General features: G+C 59.1%; 16 protein-coding genes. 9 read left to right on the forward strand and 7 right to left on the reverse strand.

The window, feature by feature from the left end:
• Positions 1-100 precede the first annotated feature (100 nt).
• The 3 genes from M9920_02860 to M9920_02870 all read left to right on the forward strand — a co-directional run bounded on the left by M9920_02860 (position 101) and on the right by M9920_02870 (position 4885).
• Complete coding sequence (locus M9920_02860; GenBank protein ID MCO5051225.1) at positions 101-1918, forward strand: DUF4091 domain-containing protein; 1818 nt, start codon at positions 101-103, stop codon at positions 1916-1918.
• Positions 1919-2513: 595 nt separating this feature from the next.
• A complete protein-coding gene (locus M9920_02865) occupies positions 2514-3452 on the forward strand; it encodes a hypothetical protein (protein ID MCO5051226.1) in 939 nt (312 codons plus the stop codon).
• 353 nt (positions 3453-3805) lie between these two features.
• A complete protein-coding gene (locus tag M9920_02870; protein MCO5051227.1) occupies positions 3806-4885 on the forward strand; it encodes an endonuclease/exonuclease/phosphatase family protein in 1080 nt (359 codons plus the stop codon).
• Between the two features lie 19 nt (positions 4886-4904).
• Here the strand turns inward: M9920_02870 and M9920_02875 are convergent, their stop codons facing one another.
• From M9920_02875 to M9920_02890, 4 genes are all read right to left on the reverse strand, one after another.
• The gene (locus M9920_02875; protein ID MCO5051228.1) at positions 4905-5903 is read right to left on the reverse strand and encodes a hypothetical protein; all 999 of its coding nucleotides are present in this window, start codon (positions 5901-5903) and stop codon (positions 4905-4907) included.
• Between the two features lie 72 nt (positions 5904-5975).
• A complete protein-coding gene (locus M9920_02880; protein ID MCO5051229.1) occupies positions 5976-6383 on the reverse strand; it encodes a rhodanese-like domain-containing protein in 408 nt (135 codons plus the stop codon).
• A 111-nt stretch (positions 6384-6494) separates the two neighbouring features.
• Entirely contained in the window at positions 6495-7829 is a 1335-nt protein-coding gene (locus M9920_02885) for a Gfo/Idh/MocA family oxidoreductase (protein ID MCO5051230.1), read from the reverse strand.
• Between the two features lie 11 nt (positions 7830-7840).
• Entirely contained in the window at positions 7841-9172 is a 1332-nt protein-coding gene (locus M9920_02890) for a DUF1080 domain-containing protein (protein ID MCO5051231.1), read from the reverse strand.
• A 290-nt stretch (positions 9173-9462) separates the two neighbouring features.
• On the opposite strand from M9920_02890, the gene M9920_02895 reads away from it, so the two are divergent.
• Positions 9463-9615, forward strand: coding sequence for a hypothetical protein (locus M9920_02895; protein MCO5051232.1), 153 nt, complete (start codon positions 9463-9465; stop codon positions 9613-9615).
• A gap of 262 nt (positions 9616-9877) precedes the next feature.
• On the opposite strand, the gene M9920_02900 is transcribed toward M9920_02895, so the two are convergent.
• Positions 9878-10477, reverse strand: coding sequence for a DUF1080 domain-containing protein (locus tag M9920_02900; GenBank protein MCO5051233.1), 600 nt, complete (start codon positions 10475-10477; stop codon positions 9878-9880).
• 101 nt (positions 10478-10578) lie between these two features.
• Here M9920_02900 and M9920_02905 point away from each other — a divergent pair, with 101 nt between their 5' ends.
• Both M9920_02905 and M9920_02910 read left to right on the forward strand, forming a co-directional pair.
• Positions 10579-12306, forward strand: coding sequence for a CocE/NonD family hydrolase (locus tag M9920_02905; protein ID MCO5051234.1), 1728 nt, complete (start codon positions 10579-10581; stop codon positions 12304-12306).
• Positions 12303-13676: a neutral/alkaline non-lysosomal ceramidase N-terminal domain-containing protein gene (locus tag M9920_02910; GenBank protein MCO5051235.1), complete on the forward strand. Its 1374-nt coding sequence runs from the start codon at positions 12303-12305 to the stop codon at positions 13674-13676. Before M9920_02905 ends, M9920_02910 begins: the two co-directional genes overlap by 4 nt.
• Before the next feature lie 13 nt (positions 13677-13689).
• Here M9920_02910 and M9920_02915 read toward each other — a convergent pair whose 3' ends face one another.
• Together M9920_02915 and M9920_02920 are read right to left on the reverse strand one after the other, a co-directional pair.
• On the reverse strand, positions 13690-14643 hold the full coding sequence (locus M9920_02915; GenBank protein ID MCO5051236.1) for a polysaccharide deacetylase family protein: 954 nt from the start codon (positions 14641-14643) through the stop codon (positions 13690-13692).
• Positions 14644-14681: 38 nt separating this feature from the next.
• Positions 14682-17048, reverse strand: coding sequence for a hypothetical protein (locus tag M9920_02920; GenBank protein ID MCO5051237.1), 2367 nt, complete (start codon positions 17046-17048; stop codon positions 14682-14684).
• A 256-nt stretch (positions 17049-17304) separates the two neighbouring features.
• Between M9920_02920 and M9920_02925 the strand changes: the two genes are divergently transcribed.
• The 3 genes from M9920_02925 to M9920_02935 all read left to right on the forward strand — a co-directional run bounded on the left by M9920_02925 (position 17305) and on the right by M9920_02935 (position 22904).
• Positions 17305-19731: a hypothetical protein gene (locus tag M9920_02925; protein MCO5051238.1), complete on the forward strand. Its 2427-nt coding sequence runs from the start codon at positions 17305-17307 to the stop codon at positions 19729-19731.
• Between the two features lie 97 nt (positions 19732-19828).
• Positions 19829-20650 carry an aldolase/citrate lyase family protein gene (locus tag M9920_02930; GenBank protein MCO5051239.1) on the forward strand — a complete coding sequence of 274 codons (822 nt, stop codon included), beginning with the start codon at positions 19829-19831 and terminating at the stop codon, positions 20648-20650.
• 1051 nt (positions 20651-21701) lie between these two features.
• A complete protein-coding gene (locus M9920_02935; protein ID MCO5051240.1) occupies positions 21702-22904 on the forward strand; it encodes a hypothetical protein in 1203 nt (400 codons plus the stop codon).
• Positions 22905-22924 lie beyond the last annotated feature (20 nt).

A 22924-nucleotide genomic window follows, 5' to 3' on the forward strand; every position in this document is an offset into this window, starting at 1 on the left:
GTACGTGCGACCGGATTTTGAGTCGTGGACTCACCCTTCGCCCTGATCGAGACGTAAAAGACGCTTGAATCCTCGGCGCGTTTGCCGACCCTCATCGGAAATGAAGCTGTTTATCATGCTGGCCGTCGCGACGGCGGTAATTGCGGGTCATACTGAAACCACCAACGCCGTTCTCAATGATTCGCGCCCGGGTTACTGGCTCGCACAGTCCGCCGACCTTGGCGTTTGGTGGTGCGAAAGTGGTTGGAAAGTCGGACGCGAACGCATGATGCCTGAACGAGCGAACCAGAAATTAGCGCCGCTCAAAGTCTCGGCCGCCCGCGGCGAGTATGAGGCGGTTCAGGTGGTGCTGCGTCCGGAACGCGATGGCGAACTGCTGGCGGCAGAGCTGGGGGCGCTGAAGAGCCGTTGGGGGCGGACGGCAGCCATTACCAGCACGATCGCTGAAGTGGCTTATGTGGAAGTCACGAAGCCGACAGATAAAACCTGCGTGGTGGGTTGGTATCCCGATCCATTGCCGCCATTGCGAACGCCGTTGACGCTGCGTGCCGGGCAAAATCAACCGCTCTGGCTCACGTTTCAGATCGGTCGCGAGGTGAAGGCGGGTAATTACTCAGCCAAACTCAAGTTGCGAACCACTATCGGCGAACTGTCCGTTCCGGTTACCGTCGAGGTGTTTGATTTCACGTTGCCGGAAGCATCGCACCTGCGCAGCGCCCTGGGGATGGGCAGTAGCGCGATCAATCGCTATCACCGGCTCACCGATCCCGCCGATCAGGAACTGGTTTATGAAAAGTATCTGCGGAACTTTGCCGAGCATCGCATCAGCCCCTACTCGTTCTTTGATTATGCGCCCATGGACATCCGTTTTATCGGGGAAGGCGCCGACCAACGGGCACAAATAGATTTCACCAAGTTCGATCGCGCGGCGACCCGGTGGCTGGACGAGCACCATTTCAACTCGTTTCTGCTCCCGTTACGCGGCATGGGCGGCGGCACGTTTCACAGCCGACACCTTGGCGAGTTGCAAGACTTCAAGGAAGGCACGCCCGAACACGCGCGGCTGTTTCACGATTACCTGAGTCAGATCGAGCGACACCTACGCGAGCGCGGCTGGTTGAATCAGGCTTACACCTATTGGTTCGATGAACCGGACCCGAAAGATTATGAATTTGTCACCGAGGGCATGAAACGCATCAAGGCCGCCGCGCCCGGCATCCACCGCATGTTGACCGAACAACCTGAACCCGCGCTCATGGGCAACGTGGAGATTTGGTGCGCACTCACCCCCGAGTGGACGCCGGAAAAAGTCGCCGCCCGCCGCGCCGCTGGCGAAGAGGTCTGGTGGTACATCTGCACCGGACCGAAAGCGCCTTACGTCACCGAGTTCATAGATCATCCGGGCACGGAACTACGCTTGTGGCCGTGGCAATCCTGGCAATACGGCGTGCAAGGCATTCTCATCTGGGAAACGCTTTATTGGACCAGCGCGACGGCCTACCCGAGTCCGCAATTGCAAGACCCGTGGCAAGACCCGATGAGCTGGCAGGTGGGTTACGGTCTGGAAAGCGGAAAGAAATCACCGTGGGGCAACGGCGACGGACGCTTCCTCTATCCGCCGCGGCGACCGTTAAGTGACACGTCACCGAATCTGGACGAACCGATCAATTCGCTGCGCTGGGAAAATTTGCGCGATGGCATGGAAGACTACGAATACTTCTGGTTGTTGAATCGCGAGATCGAGCGAGTGGCTGGCGTAAAAGGTGAGAACCGTTTGGTGCAGGAAGCGCGGGCCTTGCTCCAGGTGCCGGCGGATATTTCGCAAGACCTCACGCACTTCACCACCGATCCGCGACTCATGCTCCAACATCGCGAACGCGTGGCACGAATGATCGAAAAGCTTAGCAAGGTGCACTGAACCAGATCGAGCGCCCCTCGCGCCCAGCCCGGCCTTCGACCCACCTCGGGTCTGGGGGAAACGGCCAACCTGGCCGTTCTGGTCGGCTTTTGGGAGGGACGTGTTTCACCGCGTCCCTGATCAGTTGGGGACGACGTGGAAGTCGTCCCTCCCAGCATAATGGCGCCGTCGCCATGAGCGTGCGCCCGGCCAACAATGTGGCTGCGGCGTCCCGCCGCAGTTCCGCATCACCCAACAGCGCGCACGGAGTGGCGCGCCCTACCGGTTCCAGTTGTCAAAACCTGAATGTTCCCCTCTCCCGACCTGACGGTCACCCTCTCCCCTCGGAGGGGAGAGGGCCGGGGTGAGGGGTTATTTCCTTGGGAGGGACGCGTTCCACCGCGTCCTTGATGTGTTGGGGACGACGTGGAAGTCGTCTCTCTCAGCATAACAACGGCGGCGGCAGCGTATGGGGCGGGCAGTTACTCTCTCCACACTCGGTGGGAGACGGAGGGCAGCTATAAAAATTCCGCCATTAAAAACTGGACGGCTCCGGTGCGGAAGGTAGAGTCACTAACAGCCAAGCCGCATCTATTGAATTATTGACCAAAAACTTATGCCAAAAGAGCAGTTCCGGAATTTCAAAGCAAACAGACAGACCTTTTTAGGTTTGCTGGGGACGATCGGTCTTTTGGAGCTGCTTGTGTTTCTATGGTTGTTAGTGCCGAGGGTTACAGCGCAGCCCCTGCCGGATGCATGGTGGCAGCAAAGTTCCGCAGAGGAAGTTCTGGCGCGAGCCAAGTCAATAACGCGTGATTTGACTTTCTTCCACGGAAAGAAAACCGGCTTGCTAACCGATCAAGGCCAGAAGGAGTCAATCGAGTTCTTTAGCCGGTTGTTACCTGACGGTAGCATCGAAACAAAGTTTGTGGCCGACGGCCACGGCGTCATGGGTGTCGAGTGGCGACTCCGCAACGGAAGGTATTCGCAGATAAGAAGTGCCAAAAGGAATTACTTGGCAAAATGTGATTATGAAGATGATAACAGGGAACAGTTGCTGGCTGAAACTCAGGGACATCATTATGACTATAAAATGCTGAGTCCCGAGCGGGTTGGGACAAATGATTGCCTCGTGGTGGCCCGAATAGCTACACCCGAATTTCTTGAACTGTTAAAAGATGCGTACTACCCCGGGCATGCGACCAATTCCATGCGTAGAGACTCGGTTAAGTCTATCAGATCGGAAATCGACACTTATATCCGCAAAGCCGACGGAGTCATTATCGGCGAGGTAAAAAAGAACCATGCGGGTGAAGTAATGGATGACGAACTTTACTCTGAAGTTCGAATCAACGAGGCGATTCCAGATTTGGAATTTGCCCTTCCCAACATGACCGCAGCAACCGTGACCAACCGGGCACAATTTCTGAGAGGCGTTTCCCAAGCAAAACATGCTCCGGCGACGCCAATAAGTCGTGCGATATTCCGGTTGTTGGCAGCCATTTCGTTGGGCGCGGTAATTTTTATTTTATACAGGATTTTCAGCAAACGGTAGCTAACGCCGGCGCTCCTGGAGACTGGAAAAAGGAAGGAAAAACTGAAACTAAAATTAAAGCAAGCCGTTGTCCGAGAGCCATAGCCAGGCGGACTCACATGCGCTTAACCACGGCCAATTTTTGTCGGTGTTTATTTGGGACACTCAGCCTTGCCTGCATTGGGTTGCTTCGAGTAAACGCAAAGTCGGCCATTGGAACGACATAAAAGTCGTCCCTCCCGACATGATAATGCGCCCTACCATCCCTCGTCTCGTCCGCCGTAAATCATCCCTCGCAATTTGGCCTACCGCTGCCCAAATCGGACAGCTTCCGCTTGATTGACAAATCGGTTCGCGTGTTGTTTCTGTAAGCGATGCGTCTTTTAATCACTTTTCTTTTCAGCCTGTGGGGGTGTGTTGGCGCCCGAGCCGGGGACGGGGTGATCCAGCATCGCCTGAAGCTGATGCAATTTAACGTCTGGCAGGAGGGCACTCAGGTGACGAATGGCTTTGATAAGATGATTGACGTCATGCTCGCCAGCGATGCTGATCTCGTCGCGTTATCCGAGGTGCGGAATTATCAAGGCAAGGATTTTCACGAACGCATTTTGGACGCGCTCAAAGTCAAAGCGCCGGAGCGGAAATACTACGGGGAATACGCGGGCGGCGACGTCGGGTTGATCAGTCGGTTTCCGATCGAAGCCCAGGCGGGCATGTTTGATGGCACGGCGAACGATACCGGTTCGATCAAGGCATGGCGGATGACGTTGCCCGGCGAACTCAAGGCCACGATTTGCTCCGCGCATCTGGATTATCGCGGTTATGGTCTGTATTTGGTGCGCGGCTATGAAGGCGGCTACCCCCATTTCAAGATGCGTGATGCGGATCAGGATGGCGTGCCGGATCGCGTCACGGACGTGGAGGAAATCATGGCTTACAACCGGCGTTCGCAGCGGAATAAATCCATCGCGGACTTCCTGACGTTTGCGCAACAGGAAGAAGCGGCGGGACGGGTGGTCATTCTGGCGGGCGACTTCAATGAAGGCTCGCACTTGGATTGGACCGAACGCGCGAAGCACAGCTTCGGCCACTACGGCGTGGCGCTGCCGTGGGACAACAGCATTGCGTTGCAACGGCATGGTTTCCTTGACGCTTACCGCGTGGTGCATCCGGATGAAATTGAATACCCCGGCTTCACCTGGCCAGCCATCGCCGACGGCAAACAAACCACCTCATGGGCGCTCAAAGCTGACGAGCGTGATCGGATTGATTTTATCTATTACGGCACCCGGGTGATTCCGGCTTTTCGCGCCACCCAAGCGTGGCTGGTTGGCCCGAAAGCCTGTTTCATCGGCAACGAAAAAGTGCCCAACCCGGGCCGCGATTCGTACGTGGGCGACGCTCTGCCCTGGCCGAGCGATCATGCGGGGGTGCTGGTGGAATTTACGTGGTGAAGTTAAGCGAGGGCCGCCGTTACTTCGCGGCCGGGGCTGAGGCCACGGAAACCGCGCGCAAACTCAGACGGCGCAGTTGCAATTCCACATCAAAAACGCCCGGCACTTCCCAACCCACGACGATACCCGTGATCCGATAATCCGCTTCGTTGCGCGAGCCGGTCATGTAACCGCGCTGCCAACCGGCAGCCAGACCCGCGCGCAACAGCGGCAGCAGGTCCTTGTCGAACGTCACCCATTGACCGTCATGCGTGCTTTCCTTGGTGAAGACTTCCGAACTAACGGTGTTGATGAACATCTTCGTATCGCCGAAATCCTGCGCCTGATACATGGGCACGATACGCTCCCGATTGTCGTAAAGCGGAATCCCGAACCAATAATACTGGCCCAAGCCGGGCGATGCCGGATTCCGATTCGCCACGGTCAGGTAGATGATGTATTGCGCGGCGTGCAACCCGGGATTGTAGTCCTCGGTGCGAGCGAGCTTGGAATGTGCGAGGCGCGCTTCCACATGAAAGGGGCAGGCGGACAAATCCGCCAACGACGGAGGATTTTCGAGTTCTTGCTGCACGAGCAGATGCGTCCAGGGGTCGCCGGCGGTCTGACGCGCCCGTTCACCGTATTCCACACTGGCATTCACGCCGAGCGCCAGTTCCGCCCCCGCGCCGCCGCCGGGACCAACGCCGACCCGTTTGGCCACGTTGGTGAAGCAAAGTAGTCCATCGGACGCGCGCCCGGGGACGCCGGGTTGCAGGGGAAACCGACTTGACCACTGACAAAGATCCCATATCGGTTTGCCGGATGCGCCAGCCATGGTGAGTTCGCCGTACACGACTCGCTGACCGGTCTGGGGTTTGAGCAGGATGAACCCGTTTTGAAAATGAGGATCGCGTATCAGTTCCCGTCCAGACTCGGCGGCCTGCCCCACCAACGCCATTAAAAGACCGGCAACGATTCCCGGCAGTACTCGACCTTGATACCGACGAGAGAGACGACTTTGTTTTGATCGCAACAACATGTAATCGAGGTTAGGCCGTGGTTCAGTTTGAAAGCAAACTCCAATCCGGGAACGGTAGTTTCGCTACTCCGGCTATTGCGTCACCGGATACCCCTTGGCCTCCCAAGCAATGATGCCGCCATCGAGGTGAATAATTTCCTTGAAGCCGAGCTGCTCAAAAGCGGGCAAGGCGCGGCGGGAACGATTGCCACTCGCGCAATGCAACAGATAGATCTGGTTCCGATCAAGCCGCTCAAGTTGTGCCGTAAAGTCGCCGGCAAAAAAATCAAGGTTGGTCGCGTCAGCGATATGTTTGGAGGCGAACTCTTTCGGAGTCCGAATGTCCAGCACGGTGACCTGGTGCGCGGCGATCAACTGCGCCGCCTCGTCGGCTTTGACGTACTTGATCACGGTGGTTGGTGCGCTGACTTTTTTAGTCGCGCACCCGCCCACCCAACAAGTGAGTCCCACCAAGGCTGCGGTAAATAATTTTCGAATCATACGCTCAATCGTGAACCAGCTTCAGGCTGAGAAAAAAAGTCCAGGCCGACCCCAGGTGGATTACAAGAACCTGACTCCACCGGGCCGGCCAAGGCGACTCCGCCAGCAGGATCAACTCAAACCCTTCACGCGCCAGCCGCGACGATAAGTGCGCCGGACGTAATGATTGGCTTTACGATTGTCAAAGCGCAGTCGGGCCGAATTCCAATCCAGGGTGGTATGCGGAAAGCGTGAGGCCACGCCGCCAAGCAGTACCGCCTCGGTCAACGGTCCCGAGTAGCCAAAGTGCGCCGAGGTCTGGCCCTTGCCCAAGCAGGCGTCAATAAAGGAACCCCAGTGGTCCACTTCGGTGAGGTTCGGATATTCGTAATTCTGGAATTTGGCGTCCGGATACAAGACCGGCTTGGAAATATGCGGGAGCAACAGCGTGCCCGCCGTGCCCACAAAGATCGAACCCGTCATGGGAGCTTTGTCGCCCTCCAGCAGCGCAATGACATCCGCCGGCGGTCTGGCATCACCGTCATACCACGTGACCGGCAACACGCTCTCCGCGGTGTATTTTGTGCCGGGGAATTGATAATGAATCGTCGAGTTGAGCGCCCAATTCCATTCGTCCGGGGCCACGCCTTCCGAACGCACCGAGGTCGGAGCGGTTAGTTCGAGCGCTTTGAAAACCGGATCAAAAATGTGGCAGCCCATGTCGCCGAATGTGCCGGTGCCGAAGTCCAACCGTTTGCGCCAGTTTTCCGGATGGTAATAACCGTTGCCAATGAACGGTCGCTTGGCGCAGACCCCCAACCAGAGATCCCAATCGAGCGTCGTCGGCACGGGGTCCTGACGCTGGGGCAGCGGCTCGGTATCGCCCCAGGATTTGAAGCACCACGAATGTACCTCCTTGATTTTGCCAATTGCGCCGTCCTGCAGAATGCGCACCGCCACGCGGTAGGCGGCGGCGGAATGAATTTGAATGCCCATCTGGGTCACAAGCTTTTTCTCCGCCGCAATCTCCGTCATCCGCCGAACTTCATAAAGGTCGTGCGCCAGCGGTTTTTGTCCGTAAACGTGTTTGCCCAAGCGCATGGCGCTGACCGCAATGGGCGCGTGCATGTGATCGGGAGTCGCGACGTTGACGGAATCAATGTTCCCGGCTTCCTTGTCGAGCAACTCGCGCCAGTCCTGGTAGAACCGCGCCTGCGGAAACTTCTTCCGCGCGGCTTCACTGCGGTGCGTGTCCACGTCGCACATGGCGACCAACTGAAACTGCGGGTGCGAACTGAATTGCGTGAGATCACTCCAGCCCATGCCGCCGACCCCGAAGCTGGCGTGGCGCAACATCGGTTGCGCGGACTGCGCGAACAGGCGGGAAGTGATAAACGGAGCGGCCGCGGCCGTGAGGCCGACCGCTTTGAGAAATTGACGACGCGAGAAGTTGTTTGGTGATGACATAAGCGAAAGATCTAGTTAAGCGGTTTGATGGAAAGGTTACGGAACATGACCGGGTCATTGTGCCCGGCGAAACCAAAATGTCCAGAGGTGCGGCTCACGCCCGGATGCGCGTGTCCGGCCATGAAGTCCGTCACCTTGGACAGGTCGGCGTTGAGAATCACCGTCCCGTTCAGCTCCACTTTGATGGTGTGCCCGATGACGGTAACCTCTTCATAATTCCATTCGCCGATGGGGCGTTGATAACCGCGCTGCGCGGCGACCATGCCGTACGCCGAGCCGTGCGCCTGCCGGGGGTCAATCTGGCTGCCGGTGGCCTGCTCGTAATGGTCATCCAGCACCTGTGATTCGCACATGCCCACATAGGCCGCGTCGCCCGTTCCCGGATAGCGAATGGCCAGACCGTTGTTACCACCGGGGGGCAGTTTGAATTCCAGTCGCGCCACAAAGTCGCCGTAACTGGCATCGGTGTAAATCGTACCGCCGCGCTTGGGCTTGCAGGTGATGGCGCCCGCCTCGATCTCGTAATTGTCAATCGGCCCCGACCAACCGGCAAAACTATGACCGTTAAAAATGGATTTGAATCCGCCCGCGTCCTTGCCGCGCACGCGTTGGTTGGCCTCCGTGCTGCCGATCTCCCGGATGAACACATTGCGCCAGCGGATTTCGCCGCCGTGCGTTTGCAGTTGGATCGGTCCCGCGACGGGCAGCGGCAGTTTGCGATCGTAATAATTTTCCATGCGCGCGCCATCCACCGTCTGTTGGCCATTCAGCCAGATCCAGGCGCGTTCGCCGCACAGAATCACGCGCAGCGAATTCCATTCGCCAAACGGTTTATCGGCCTTCACCAGCGGGTCCTTGCCGGGCGCACCCGGACTGTTGTTCCAAAGCGCTCCCGAGCCTTTATCCGCACCGATGCTGAATTTGTCCTGCTCGGTGGAATCCCAAATCTGCACCTGCGGACAGCCACGCAGATAAACGCCACTATCCGCGCGCGGCACGGTGCGATACTCCAGCAACAACTCGAAATCCCGGTAGTTCTTATCCGTGGTCAGATACAAACCCTGCCCATCATTGACCAGTTCGCCATTTTGCACCGACCAATGCGCCCGGATGTCCGCCAGGCTATCGCGCTTCTTCTGGTTTAGATCCGCCTCGGGTAACGCGAGGTATTTCCGCGGGTCTTCCGTGGACGCGCCCCACCAGCCGGAAAGATCACTACCATTGAACAAAGCCGTGAAGCCGGCGGGCGGAAGGTTATTGGCCGCACGCGAGCCAGTCGTGCTGCAACCAGTAAAAATAACTGCGCCGATCAACGACACAGCCACGAACATGATTTTCTTCATTGCGGGAGATAATTTTACAAGACGCGCGGCTCCGACAAGCTTAAATGCTATTTTTTATTCTCCCCTCACCGGTAATCTCCTCGGTGGAGCGCGCTTGCCGGACCAACAGCAACTTCCAAATCCCTCTGCCGCGGCTCGCTTTTCAAGAGCGTCGCTGGCTGACAACCACGGATAAGCTTCAGCGTGCCCCCTCCGTTTATCGGATGATCTCCCGGTGCGCTCCCGGGTGGCAACCCGATTCCAGTCAGGCAATCGCGCACTGGTACCGACGTTGCTTTCACCCAGTGCGTATGTCCGCCATCACCGCTGAATCCATCCGAATCGAACCCGCCGCCACGAGCCAAAAGCTCAGGTTTCCGTGGAAAAAAATGCTGCTGTGGGTGGTCGCCAGCCTGGCATTAGGACTGATCTTCGCACTGACCCTGCCGCTGCGCGTCTCGTAAAACCTCCGTTTCAAGGCACCACTGTCCCGTTTCAAGGCGGCGCTACGCCGATCTATATGGTTCGTTGGCCACTTCTTAATCCTTGAGTCGCGTGATCGCTGTTCAATGAGAAGGCCGGGTGGAGCGGGCAACACACCCGTAACCGATCAGTGACTCATCGCCCCGAGCTACAGCAAGCGTTCAGTCGAGCATGACGCAAGCGACAAAGTAGAAATCGGACGGCCCAAACTCGTGCGACAACAGTTCGCAAAGCTACGTACGGTTAGTTCAGATTCCGGTAATACAAATCCTTCGCTTCGATTTTCATGCCGGAATTGTGGCCTTGAATCGCGAAGTGGCCGGTCGTGTATTCGGTGTCGTCGTAGGTCATTACCGGTTGATCGTTGATCCAGAATTGAATGTGGCTGCCGACGGCGCGGATGCGGTAATCGAACCACTCGCCGTCCTTGGTGAGTAACGTCGTGGCCTTGCCCGTCGGTTTGCCCGGCTTCCACAACCAGCCGGTGTAGGCTTCCTGGCTGTGGCAAATCTGCGCTTCGTAACCGCGCGGGAAACCGTCCGGATTATCCACTGGCGGATGGGCGCGGAAGTACAGTCCGCTATTCGCTTTTGCACCCTGCTCGGTGATGCGAAACTTGCCCTTGAACTCAAAGTCGGTGGCGGTGGCGTCCGTATAGATGTGGCCCATGCCACCCAGGCCAATCAGCACGCCGTTCTGCACGGACCAGGTGGCTTTGCCGCGCACGGTCCAACCGGACAGGTCCTGGCCATTGAACAGCGAGATCCAACCGGATTCATGCCGTTGCTGCGTGCAACAACCGGCCACCAACAGCGCCACCCCGAGGAAGATAAATTTTTTCATGTAATCAGATTTGTCGCGACCACTCTATCGTTCGCGCGCGGAATGAAAAGACTGAATCACGCGGCTGGACTTGCCGCCGCCAATCTTGGTTGAATAACCGCATGAGGACCCAATGTTCTGTTTTGCCCCGGGCCGCGTGGCTCGGTGTCGGGCTGCTGCTTGGCTCGTGGTTGGCGGTCGTAGCCGCAACGCCGGTTGTCTTTGAAGCCAACGTCATGATGACCATGCGCGACGGGATCAAACTGGCCGCCAACGTGTGGCGCCCGCAAACTGAGGGGCGTTATCCCGTGATTTTGATGCGGTCGCCCTACGGCAAGATGGATGAAAATTGGGGCGACGCGAAACGCTATACCGAAGCGGGCTACGTGATGGTGACGCAGGATTGTCGCGGGCGCGGCCAATCGGAAGGAGTGTGGGATCCGTTTGCCTACGATGTGGAGGATGGGTTTGACACGCAGGAATGGGTGGGCCAACAACCGTGGTGCGACGGCAAAATCGGTACAGCCGGCGGTTCGTACGTGGGTTGGACTCAATGGGCCTCCGCCGCGAAGGCGAGTCCATATCTCCAGGCGATGGTGCCGGTGGTGCCGTTTGAAAACGCTTACGAAGTGGCTTACGACGGCGGCGCCATGCAACTAGGTTTGTTGATGGGCTGGGGTGCGCTGGTCGGCGGGGCGGACGTTAAACCGGAACGATTAATCGAGGTGTTTCAACATCTTCCGCTCAACACTTTTGGCGATCAATTTGCCAAGAAAATTTTCTATCTCAACGACTGGGTTGCGCATCCCACCTACGATGATTATTGGCAACGGCGGAGCATTGACCATCAGTTCGCCGAGGTAACGGTGCCGATCCTGAACATCGGCGGCTGGTATGACATTTTTTCCAAACCCACATTGGAGATGGCGGCCCAGGTGCGCGCGCAATCCCGGGTGCGCGAAGTGCGGCGCAATCAAGTGGTGGTGATGGGGCCGTGGGCGCACGGGGTGGGCGGGCAAAAAGTGGGCGAGCTGGATTTTGGCGCGGCGGCGCGCTTCAACACCGGCGAATGGCAGTTCAAGTGGTTCGAGTTTTGGTTGAAAGGCCATGAAACCGGCGTGCAAGACTGGCCCGCCTATTACCTGTTTGTGATGGGCGAAAACCAGTGGCGCGGCGAAAATGAATGGCCGCTCAAGCGCACGCAATACGCGTCCTACTACTTGCACAGCGGCGGCCAGGCCAATTCGCTGAACGGCGATGGTCGCCTCGATACCATCGTGCCGAAACAGGAGCCGGCGGATGTGTTTACCTATGACGGCAAAAACCCCGTGCCCACCACGGGCGGCAACAACCTGATCGGCGCGCCCGCCGGTCCGTTCGATCAAACCACCGTGGAACAACGCAACGATGTGCTGGTTTATTCCACGGCCCCGCTGGAACAGGACGTGGAGGTGACGGGGCCGGTAAAGTTGATTTTGCACGCGGCCTCCAGTGCGCGGGACACGGATTTCACCGCCAAACTCGTGGACGTGCATCCGGACGGCAAAGCTTACAATTTGTGCGACGGCATCATCCGCGCGCGCCATCGGCACGGCCCGGCATCATCGGAGTTGCTGCCGCCGGGTCAGGTTGAGCGCTTCGAAATTGATCTGTGGGTCACGAGTAATTTATTCAAACGCGGGCATCGCATCCGACTGGAAGTTTCCAGCAGCAACTTCCCGCGCTTCGACCGCAATCCGAACAGCGGCAAACCGTTTGGCACCGACACCGAATTGCTGACGGCGCAACAAACCATCCGCCATGATGCGAAACATCCCTCGCAGTTGGTGCTGCCAATCATTCCACGATGAACCCAACTCTCCTTCCGTTCCGATGCCCAATCCGTCAGCGGGGCGGGATCAAACCCAGGGGCAATTCTTTCCGGCGCCGGATCGGCCTCATCGTCACCTGCGTTTTCATCATCGGGGTGGCGCACGCGGATGAGGGTCAATTGCTGGCCGGGGCGGCCCGGGTGAATCTGACGCCGCCGTTGGCAATGCGGGTGGCGCTGGGCGGTTACGGCGAACGCCTGAGCCGTCCGGCGACCGGCGTTCACGATGCGGTTTGGGCAAAGGCATTGGTGCTGACGCAAGGCGAACGCAAATTTGCTCTGGTCACCGCGGACGTGCTGGCGTTTCCGCCACAGTTCAAAGCGGCAGTGGTCGCGCGACTGGCGACGACCGGTTGGAACGCCAATCAAATCCTGCTACTGGCCAGTCATTCTCACACGAGTTTCGACATGATGGCGCTGCATCCGGGCAACCGGTTTGATCTCCCGCAAATGGGCATTTTCCACAAGGAACTATTCGAGCGCACGGCGGAACAATTGGCCGAGGTCATCCGCGCGGCGGCCCAGGCAATCGTGCCGGCCCAGGCCGGTTCGGCGAACGTCACCGTGCCGGATCGCAATCGCAATCGGCGCTCCGGCTTGCGCACCCACGATCCGAGTTTGACCGTGACGCGAGTGGATACGCGCAGCGGTCAGCCGCTGGCCGTGCTCGTCAATTGGACCGCGCACCCCACGTTCATGGATGCCGAAGACATGTGGTTTTCGGGTGATTGGCCGGGGCACTTGCAGCGCACGCTGGAAGCGCTCATCGGATCGAACGTGGTCGCGATGTTTTACAACGGCGCGGAGGGTGATCAATCCCCCACGCCGCCCGCCAACGTGACGAGCCACTGGGAACGCGCCGAGCGTTACGGTCGCGAAATGGGCCTCGAGGCGTGGCGCGTTTGGGAAAAAATTGCGCCACACGAAGTCACGGAATTTGCATGGCACACGGAAACCATTGCGTTGCCCCAAATCACCTGGCACGCGGACTTCATGAAAACCGGCGGGACAGAATACGGTTTGAACAAAGCCACGATTGGCAATCTGCTGGGCGCGTTGCTGCCGACGCAAACGCACAGCACCGCGCTGCGTTTGGGCGACCTCGTCATTTTGGGAGTGCCGGGCGAAATGGCGTCCGAGTTGGGGCTGACCATCAAAGCCCAGGCGCGTGAATTTACCGACGCCAAGTGTGTGACCATCGGCGGCCTGGCTGACGAATGGGTGAGTTACATTTTACCGGCCACCGAATGGCGTAAAGGCGGGTACGAAGCGAGCGTCAGTTTTTACGGCGAAACCCTGGGCGACACCGTGATGGCGGGCGTCCTGCGCGCGGCGCGGGGATTGAAATAATCCGCACTCCGTTTTATTTGGCGTTCGCGCTCCGCCGTTCGGCGCGTTGCAATTCGCGGATCGGCCGGTAGCCCATCAGGATGATATTGTTTTCCTGGAGCAGTCGTTGCATGTCCGCATCGTGCGTGAAAACTTCGTATTGCGCAGCGCGCGTGGCCCACGAGCCGGTGATGGCTTTCAGCTCGTCCGTGGGCAGCGCGGCGTGAATGAAAAGTTCCGTCACTCCCGGCTTCAGATTTTTCACGATGCGCAGCCAGAACTCTTTCACCCCGTTTTTTTCCTCGGGCAGTTCCTCGTAAACAAAATCGTCCGTGAACAAAATTCCCTGGGCGGCAATTTGCGCGCGCAGGTCCGGATGGCCAAACCGCGCCAGAGTTTTCTGCGACGCCATGCGCAACGGCAGATCAAACTCGCGTCCCAGTTGCACATAAACTTTCACGTAATCAGGATTCAGTTGCAGCGTGCCCATGTGCGAATCGAGATGGGTGACATCCACTCCGGCCGCGAGCGCCTTTTTGATTTGCGCCCGCCCTTCAATCAGCGCTTCCTCGGGTTGGGCGTGTTGGTAAACGTCCTCCACTTCGTGCCACAAATAGCCGTCCGGATCCAGCAGCCCCGGCACCAGCCGACGATCTGCCACCGGCCCCCAGCGATACTTGATCCACTCCGACGTATGGCACAGATGGATGCCAAAACTTGACTCGGGGTGTTGCCGCGCGTACGCGGCCATCTCCGGAAACCACGGGCACGGCACCATGAGGGTGGCCGAACGCATCGCGCCTTTTTCGAGTGATTCAATCGTTGCCAGATTGGCCGCGTGACACATGCCCGCGTCATCGCCGTTGACGATGAGAATTTTATCCGTGGCCTGATAACCGAGCCGTTCGGCCAGCGAACGCTGGTCGGCGCTGAATCCGGTTGTGGCGACCAGGCCAATGCCGAGAGCCAGAGTGAGGGTACGTTTCATGGAATATACGAGAGGCACGGTGTGGTTCATCGGCGAAATCATTTCTCCCAAGCCAGCACCGGACGCGCCGGCCCGTCGTATGGCGCGGCGCCTTGAGGTTTGGTGGCACGCGGGCTGACGTTGATCAGTTTCGGGTCCGTGGTTTGGGGTGCGGCAATGAAACCGTAGTAGCGGCCCATCCAGTAATCTTCCAACCAGCCAATCGGCGGCGTCATCGCGTGGCCGTTGTCACCGCCGTCGTATTGAATCGCCGAGCGCGCGCCGAAATCCGGACCAATCTCACGCGGAGAGATGGCGCGGGTGCCGCCCTGGTACGGCACGTAACCCGAACGCGGCGCGAGATCACGGCGGTGCGAGTTGTGGTAGGTGTAATTCACCAGGTCCAGCGACCACTCGCGCAGGTGTTGTACGGCCTGCGGCGCTTCGCAATCATTTCCGGTCAAACTGCCGTAGATGAAATTGAAGAACGGCACCTGCTGCATCCGCATGACTTCCCAATGACGTTCGAGGCTGCGCAGGTAAAGGGAGCGCAAATCCGGATCGTGCGCGTAACGGATCAACGGATGATAACAATGAAACGCCAGTTCATCATCCCACGTCACGATGGAATCCGGCGGGAAGGTCAGCTTCTGGCGGACGGTGTAATTTTGATAACCCCACTGCAACAATTGCTCCAGCCCGGCCTGATACTTCGGGTCACCGGTCAAGGCCAGCGCGGTTTGCACGTACGTCTGCGCCTCCATGCCGTTCAAGCCGCGCGACTCGTAACCGTAGGGTCGCAGCAAATACTCCGGATCCCAGCGCCCCCAACGCGTGGGCTGACCATCCACGTCACGCAATACCCAACCGTTGTCCATGATGTGCGAAGTGATGTCGGCCAGATGCTTGGCGGCGCGTTGCCGCTCCGGCCCTTTGGCGGCCAGATCGTGGAACAGCGAAATCGCGTAATAGTGCGAGTTCACTTCGTCACTGGAAGTGTCGCCCTTCCAAAGCCACCGTCCGTCCGGAGTGGGATTCCATTTCGCGGGCAATCCGCCCGAGCCTTGCGTGGCCCGCGCGCCCTGGTCGCTCTTGACCGACCAGACGGCCCGCGCGAAAAAGCCGGGTTTGGCAGTAATGTCTCCCAACCAGATCAACGCCTTGAAAGTTTCCAGCGCCTCGGCGCGCGCCGCCGCGCTGCCGGTCGCGGCGAATTTGAACGTCATGGCGGCCAGATATTGCGCGCTGTTGCCGCCGTCGTTATCGCTGATTTCGCGCAACCAACCGTTTTGCTCGCCGGACCAATAAAGTTTATGCACAAAACCCAGCCGCTGGTAACCGCCCTCCTGCAATTCCCGCTCGAAGTAAGCCGCCTTCTTGGCCAGCGTGTACGGTTCGTACCGAATGATCCCCAGACCGCCATCCGTGGCGATGTAAACGGTGTGATCATTCACCGCGATGTCGCGAACGAATTCACCCGGCAACCAGCGTTGTACGCCAAAGTAGTGAAACTCGCCGCCGGTCTGCCGAATGGCGCCCCGGCTCGTCCCAATCCACAGGTCGTCACCAAAACCGCGCGCCAGACAGGTGGTGTCCTCGTAGGGCAACCCTTCCGCGCCACGCCACGTCGTCAACGCCATCCCGCGCAATACCGCCACTCCGCGATCAGTGGCGATGTAAAGCCGGCTGCCCAGCGAGAGCAGGTCCCGCGTGACCCGCGACGGCATCATCCCCCAATCCACCGGGTCTTCGACAAAGGTGCGTCCTTCCAACAGCGCCAGCCGACCGCGCCGCAGCAAATAAAGCGTGCCGCTGTAGGAGGCGATGCGATCCACCGGCCCGATGTCCACGGGATGGCTCAGGATTTGCGTCCCGTCTTCCATGATCATCGTGGTGTCCGTCTGCAAGTAACCGTTGGCCGGGCGGAGGTTGACGAATTTGCCGTCTTCGAAGCGATACACCTCGCTGCGCGTTGCCGCGTGAACCCGACCGAGGTGCAAACAAAAATCGTTGAATGACTGTTCATCCACGCGTGACCATTGGCCCGCGGCGAAGCGATGCGTCCCCTGTCCGCCCGTCGTCCAGAGCGCCTCGCCGAGTGAACGCATCCGCTTCACGTCGGTCGGCGCGCCCGCAACCTCCTGCAACGCGCCGTCCCGCAGCGCTTTCATCGTGCCGCCAACCACCACGAAAACCGTGTCGTCATGTACCGCAATGCTCGTGGCTGGTTTTTCCGTGGGAATTTTTTGCCCGATCTCTTGCAGATAAACTTCATCCGCCACTGGCGTCCACAAATGCGATGCGGCCGCTCCACTTTGCGCCGGGCTGGCGAGCGGCTGAATCAGCGCACCAACAGCCAGCCCCAACGCAATCCCGGATGACGCGAAGGAAAGCTTGCGACCAATTTGACGGGCACATTTCGACACAAGCGCAATGCGGGCCGCGGAGCGATTTAGGGTTGGTCCGACCACTGGAATAGGACTCATTGCGCACAGCATGTTCAGCCGTGCGCGAGGGGTAAAGCCGAAAGCGCTGGCTCGCCGCCGCCAGCCGCGCCACCACTCGAATTTTTTCTGGCTAGGTCGGAAGGTAAGTCAGATAGTTCTGACCATGCGCCATGGCATTGCCAAACCTCCTCCCCGGCTCCGGTCTAGGACAAACCGCTCCGGCTGGCTCGGGTGTATGGCGGCCCTGCTTCTGTTGTCGGTTGCCGCGCGACCGATCGGCGCGATTGATTTGAAATCGGCGCTGATCGTTGCGCCATCGGATCTGTCCGGGCCGGAACAGAAAGCCATCACCATGCTGGTGGAAGAAGTGGAAAAGCGCACGTTGATCCGCTGGCCGGTGCAGCACGAATGGCCAACGACCAACGTCACTACCATCGCCGTGGGCAATCGCCGCGCGTTGGAATCGTTTGCCGACACGCGCGCCACCGAGTTGCAAACCATCCCCGCTGACCAACGGCCCGAGGGTTATCAACTCGCCGTGACCGGCAGCCCGAGCAACGCGACGGTATTTGTCATGGGCAACGACGCGCGCGGCGTGTTGTTCGGCGTGGGTCGGTTGTTGCGCGAACTGCGGATGGTGTCAGGCGAAGTCAGTTTGCGCGATGACCTGAAGATTGCTTCCGCGCCGAAATACCCGTTGCGCGGGCATCAACTGGGGTATCGGCCCAAGACCCATTCCTACGACGCGTGGGATTTGCCGGTGTGGGAGCAATACTTTCGCGATCTCGCCGTGTTCGGCTGCAACACCGTCGAGCTGATCCCACCGCGTTCGGACGACGATGCAGACAGTCCGCACTTCCCGCGTCCGCCCATGGAAATGATGATCGGCATGTCGCGCCTGGCGGCGGAGTACGGTTTGAACGTGTGGATCTGGTATCCGGCGTTGGACCAGAATTACGCAAACCCAAAGACCGTCACTGCCGCAGTGCGCGAATGGGGCGAAGTTTTTGCGCAATTGCCCCGCGTGGATGCAGTGTTCGTTCCGGGCGGTGACCCCGGCCACACGCAGCCGAAGCATTTGATGGCACTGCTGGAAAAGCAAACTGCGAATCTGCACCGCTTTCATCCCCAGGCGCAGATGTGGGTTTCGCCCCAGGGTTTTACACAGCCGTGGCTGGACGAGTTCCTGGAAATTCTGCGGCGCGAACAACCCGCCTGGTTGAGCGGCGTCGTGCATGGCCCCCAGGTTCGAGTCAGCCCGAAGCAACTGCGCGAACTCATCCCCGCAAAATATCCCATTCGCTTGTACCCGGACATCACGCATTCACAGCAATGCCAGTATCCGGTGTCGCAATGGGACGTGGCGTTTTCAATCACCGCCGGGCGCGAAGGCATCAATCCCCGCCCGCTGGATTACGCAATCATTGCGCGGCACACGCTGCCCGATTCCATTGGTTTCGGCACTTATTCCGAAGGTTGCAACGACGACGTAAACAAATGTGTCTGGAGCGCGCTGGGCTGGGATCCGGACGCGGATGTGCGACAAGTGCTGCGCGAATACAGCCGCTATTTCATCGGCCCGGAAGTCGAGGCGGCGTTTGCCGAAGGACTGTTTGCCTTGGAACGTAACTGGCGTGCGCCGCTCGCGCAGAACGTCGGCGTCGAACAAACGCTGCGGAATTTTAAAATGATCGAGCGGACGGTGCGTCCCGCCACGCGGCGCAACTGGCGTTTTCAACAGGCATTGTTCCGCGCCTATTTCGACGCGTACGTTCGGCACCGTTGGTTGCGCGAAACAAAATTGGAACAACAAGCTTTGCGCGCCTTGCAATTTGCTCCCACCGTTGGCAGCGAAAAAGCAATGGCCGAAGCGCAGATTATTTTACGCCAACCGGAAGCCGATCCCGCCGAGGCCGCGTTGCGGCTCCGCATCTTTCAGTTGGGTGAAGCGTTGTTTCAAAGCATCGCCATGCAACTCAGTGTCGAGCGTTACCAAGCGATTGATGTGGATCGGGGCGCGATGCTTGATTCCATGGATTACCCGCTGAACAACCGGCTGTGGCTCGAAGAACGCTTCGCGCAGATTCGTCAGCTCGATGCTGAACCGGCGCGACGGCAGGCGCTGGATGAAATCGTCAACTGGACCAATCCCGGCCCCGGCGGATTTTACGACGACCTCGGCAACGTCGCCGCGCAACCGCACCTGCTCATCAATTTGGACTTCGACCAGGACCCGGACCGGTTCGCTTCACCGCGCGTGGATTTTACCGAAGACCAGTTTTGGGATGCGCCGGATGACGCGGTCGCGCCCGTGCGGCGGATTTCGTGGAAGGATCATGCCGAGGTGCTTTACGATGCGCCGCTGGAAATGCTTTACGAGAATCTGGATCGCAACGCGCACTACCGACTGCGCGTCATCTACGCGGGTGACAACACCAAAAGACGAATTCGCCTGGATGCGAACGACACGATTCAAATCCATCCCCTGCGCGCCAAGCCGGCGACGATTGAACCGCTGGAGTTTGAGTTACCGGCGGCGGCGACCGCTTCCGGGCGCTTGAAACTGACCTGGCGGGCCGAGCCGGGTCTGGGCGGCAACGGTCGCGCCAATCAGGTCTCCGAAGTGTGGCTCATCAAAACCGCTCCGACGACGCAACCATGACCACCAAGCAAGCGACACTTAAAACGGTCCGCCGTGAGCAAGCGACCGCTGCGTTCCTTGATCAGTTGATTCGCAACCGTTGACCACATTCACTTTTATGCCCACTAAAAAAACCAAATCCACCCAAACGAAATTCCAAAATTCCGTCAAAGCCAAACTGCGCCGTGGCGAGTCCGTGATCGGTGCGACCATCAGCGTCAACAACGTGGAAGTGGCGGTCCAGTGCGCCGCGCTCGGCTTCGATTTCATCTGGCTTGAAATGGAGCACGCGCCGTTAAGCCTCGAGATGGTGCGCCACACCGTGCTGGCCACGCGCGGACTGCCCGCCGTGCCGTTCGCGCGGCCGCCAACGAATGAGCTATGGACCGCCAAACGCGTGCTGGATGCCGGCGTGCTGGGCGTGATCTTTCCCTTCACCCGCACGCCCGAACTGGCCCGCCAGGCCGTGGCCGCGTGCCGCTATCCGCCGCGCGGTTTGCGCGGTTCGGGCGCGAACCTCGCGCAGTTCCGCTGGCCGGCGCCGGAAGGTTATTACGATTTTGCGGACGAGAACGTGCTGGTCGTGGCCATCGTCGAGGAACAACAGGGACTCGAACAGGTGGAAACCATCGCCGCCACCCCGGGCATTGACGTGCTGTTCATCGGCACGAGCGACTTGTCCTTCGCGCTCGGACTGCGCGGCGATCAGAACCATCCCCGACTGGAGGCGGCCATCGCGCGGATTGTAGCCGCCGGCAAAAAGCACGGAAAATACCTGGGTCGCCCCGCGATCACGGCGGAGCAAATTCAACGCTGCCAGAAACAGGGCTTCCGCTTTTTCCAAAGCGCAGCGGATATTGATTTGCTGACGGTGGGCGCGACGCAACTGCTGAAACCGTTTGGCAAAGCCCGCGAATCCGCCTTTGTCGGCGGACTTTGATTCCGCACCACAGCGGCATAACGACGACCGCCGAGGACGGCGGTGCCACTTTGGGTCTGGGTGGAACAGCCAACTTGGCTGTTCTGGTTGGCAACCTGCCGACCAGTACTGCTGAGTTTAATTTCCTTGGGAGGGACGCGTTCCACCGCGTCCCTGATTTAGTTGGGAACGACGTGGAAGTCGTCTCTCCTGCGGGCCGGTTGAAACCGCAAAGAACGCAAAGATCACCAAGCCGGGACGGTGTCGTTGTTCGACGCGGGACGCATCGAACCTGCACCCGAGACGGGTGCGCTCCCAGAAATAATCACCCCATCGAACCTGATTGAACCGCTGATTGGTCCACGGGTCTTTGCACACCTATGATCGTGCCAGTGCGACTGGGGAGCATACGCGTCTCGCGTGTGCTGGCGGGCGTCTCGCCCGACAGAATCTGCATCCGCCAAGCCGGAACGGGCCAGTAGCCCGTTCCACCCAAACTCCAATCGAATCGTTCCGGTCAACCATGTGGCTGCGGCGTCCCGCCGCAGTTCCGACCGAACCGAGTCAAGACGCCTCGGCGGCTCTTAATTTTGGAACCTGAATGTCGTCCGCGAGACGCGGACGACCACCGCCGAGACGGCGGTGCTCCCCCAATGCCCATTCCCTTGCCAATCATTCCCTTGTCTTCTCCCGTTCGCGTATTTCGTGTATTTCGCGGTTGTATTTTCCTTGGGAGGGACGCGTTCCGCCGCGTCCCTGAACCGCAACGAAAACAACTGACAGGATAACAAGATGACAGGATGAGGACCGGATGTCGTCCGCGAGACGCGGACGACCACCGCCGAGACGGCGGTGCTCCCCCATTCCCCATTCCTCTGCCCATCATTCCCTTGTCTTTCCGTTCGCGTATTTCGCGGTTGTAGCCACTTTGGAATCAAACGGTAGTACGAACGCATGGGTAGGGCGGACAGTCCTCTACACGCCGCAGTTCCGCATCACCCGGCGGCGCGATGGATAATTTTCATTTCATAAAAGGCCGGTTGCCGCCATTTTAGGGTCACACGAGTGGAAAATGAAGCGAGCTTTGATGATCATGGGATGCGGGATCGCCGTCTGGTTGAGTGGCGTCGCGGTTCACGCGGACCCACAACTGCAAATGCAGACCGGGATCACTCCGGCAACATTGGCCGCCGGGAGTGAAGCCGTCTGGCACCTCACGCTCACCAACGCCGATATAGCCGGAAGCACCACCGCATCTGATCTGATGGTCGCGGTCAGTTGGTCGGCGCTGACCCACAACGGCTTCTGGCAATATCCGCCGCCCGTGATGATCACCGCGCCGGGCGGCCTGGTTGATTATGACTACGGTGCGGGCGGAATCAGCGGTCTTCGGGTCAGTTATCCGGCACTCCTCCGTGGCGACAGCCGGGAGGTAACCATCCATTTTCAACTGCCGGAGTCCGGCCTGGTCAACGGCACGGTGTTCACGGTCGTCGCCCTGCTGACGTGGACGGCGCCGCCCGGCACGTTGAGCAGCAGCGCGCAAGCGATCATTCAGGTTGCGCCCGAATTGGAAGCGGCGCTGGCCCCCGTTCCGCAATTCACCGCGCCCGGTGGGCACCTCACCCACCGGGTGCAGTACCGCAACATCGGCGGCGGCGTTGCGCACCAGGCCTGGCTGGTTCTACCCACCTCAACCAACCTCAACTCCGCCCAACTCACCATCCAGACCACCAATGTGGCGGTCTGGTATTCCATGTCGCCCCAAACCATCGAGCAGGCCAATTCCGACACCTTCATCCAGACGTTTTTCACACCGGCCACACTGGGTACATGGGGCCGGCCCATCGTGCCGCCCGGAACGATGATGTTGGCGGTGGCCCTGGACGATCTGCTGTTCCGGCAGTTGTCGGCGGGCACTCCACCGCAGGAGTTTGTCTGGCGGGTGGAAAATTTGCCCGTAACGGAAGGTACGGTGATTGAGCAACACGGTTGGATTTTCGCTGCGGATTGGCCCGTCACGGTCATTCCAGCTCGCACGACCTGTCTCCGCGCGCTGCCGACGGATTTTACGCTTTGGAAAACTGCGGACCAGGCCATCCTCACCTTCGCGGGAGAGCCTGAAACCAACTATCAACTGCAACGCTCCACCGATCTCGCGATCTGGACCAATCTGGGCCTGCCGGAACAAACCCATCCGGGACGCTTTCAATTCAACGACCCGCTGCCGCCACCCGACCGAGCTTTCTACCGGATCGCCACTGCGCCCCAATAACGCGTTTTATTCACGGCCAT

The sequence above is a fragment of the Verrucomicrobiia bacterium genome (assembly GCA_023953615.1).
Taxonomy (GTDB): Bacteria; Verrucomicrobiota; Verrucomicrobiia; order Limisphaerales; family JADLHS01; genus JADLHS01.

Excerpts from the sequence above, each read along its gene's own strand:
- M9920_02860 (MCO5051225.1), top strand. The coding sequence starts at position 101 with ATGAAGCTGTTTATCATGCTGGCCGTCGCGACGGCGGTAATTGCGGGT.
- M9920_02865 (MCO5051226.1), top strand. The coding sequence starts at position 2,514 with ATGCCAAAAGAGCAGTTCCGGAATTTCAAAGCAAACAGACAGACCTTT.
- M9920_02870 (MCO5051227.1), top strand. The coding sequence starts at position 3,806 with ATGCGTCTTTTAATCACTTTTCTTTTCAGCCTGTGGGGGTGTGTTGGC.
- M9920_02875 (MCO5051228.1), bottom strand. The coding sequence starts at position 5,903 with ATGTTGTTGCGATCAAAACAAAGTCGTCTCTCTCGTCGGTATCAAGGT.
- M9920_02880 (MCO5051229.1), bottom strand. The coding sequence starts at position 6,383 with ATGATTCGAAAATTATTTACCGCAGCCTTGGTGGGACTCACTTGTTGG.
- M9920_02885 (MCO5051230.1), bottom strand. The coding sequence starts at position 7,829 with ATGTCATCACCAAACAACTTCTCGCGTCGTCAATTTCTCAAAGCGGTC.
- M9920_02890 (MCO5051231.1), bottom strand. The coding sequence starts at position 9,172 with ATGAAGAAAATCATGTTCGTGGCTGTGTCGTTGATCGGCGCAGTTATT.
- M9920_02895 (MCO5051232.1), top strand. The coding sequence starts at position 9,463 with ATGTCCGCCATCACCGCTGAATCCATCCGAATCGAACCCGCCGCCACG.
- M9920_02900 (MCO5051233.1), bottom strand. The coding sequence starts at position 10,477 with ATGAAAAAATTTATCTTCCTCGGGGTGGCGCTGTTGGTGGCCGGTTGT.
- M9920_02905 (MCO5051234.1), top strand. The coding sequence starts at position 10,579 with ATGAGGACCCAATGTTCTGTTTTGCCCCGGGCCGCGTGGCTCGGTGTC.
- M9920_02910 (MCO5051235.1), top strand. The coding sequence starts at position 12,303 with ATGAACCCAACTCTCCTTCCGTTCCGATGCCCAATCCGTCAGCGGGGC.
- M9920_02915 (MCO5051236.1), bottom strand. The coding sequence starts at position 14,643 with ATGAAACGTACCCTCACTCTGGCTCTCGGCATTGGCCTGGTCGCCACA.
- M9920_02925 (MCO5051238.1), top strand. The coding sequence starts at position 17,305 with ATGGCGGCCCTGCTTCTGTTGTCGGTTGCCGCGCGACCGATCGGCGCG.
- M9920_02930 (MCO5051239.1), top strand. The coding sequence starts at position 19,829 with ATGCCCACTAAAAAAACCAAATCCACCCAAACGAAATTCCAAAATTCC.
- M9920_02935 (MCO5051240.1), top strand. The coding sequence starts at position 21,702 with ATGAAGCGAGCTTTGATGATCATGGGATGCGGGATCGCCGTCTGGTTG.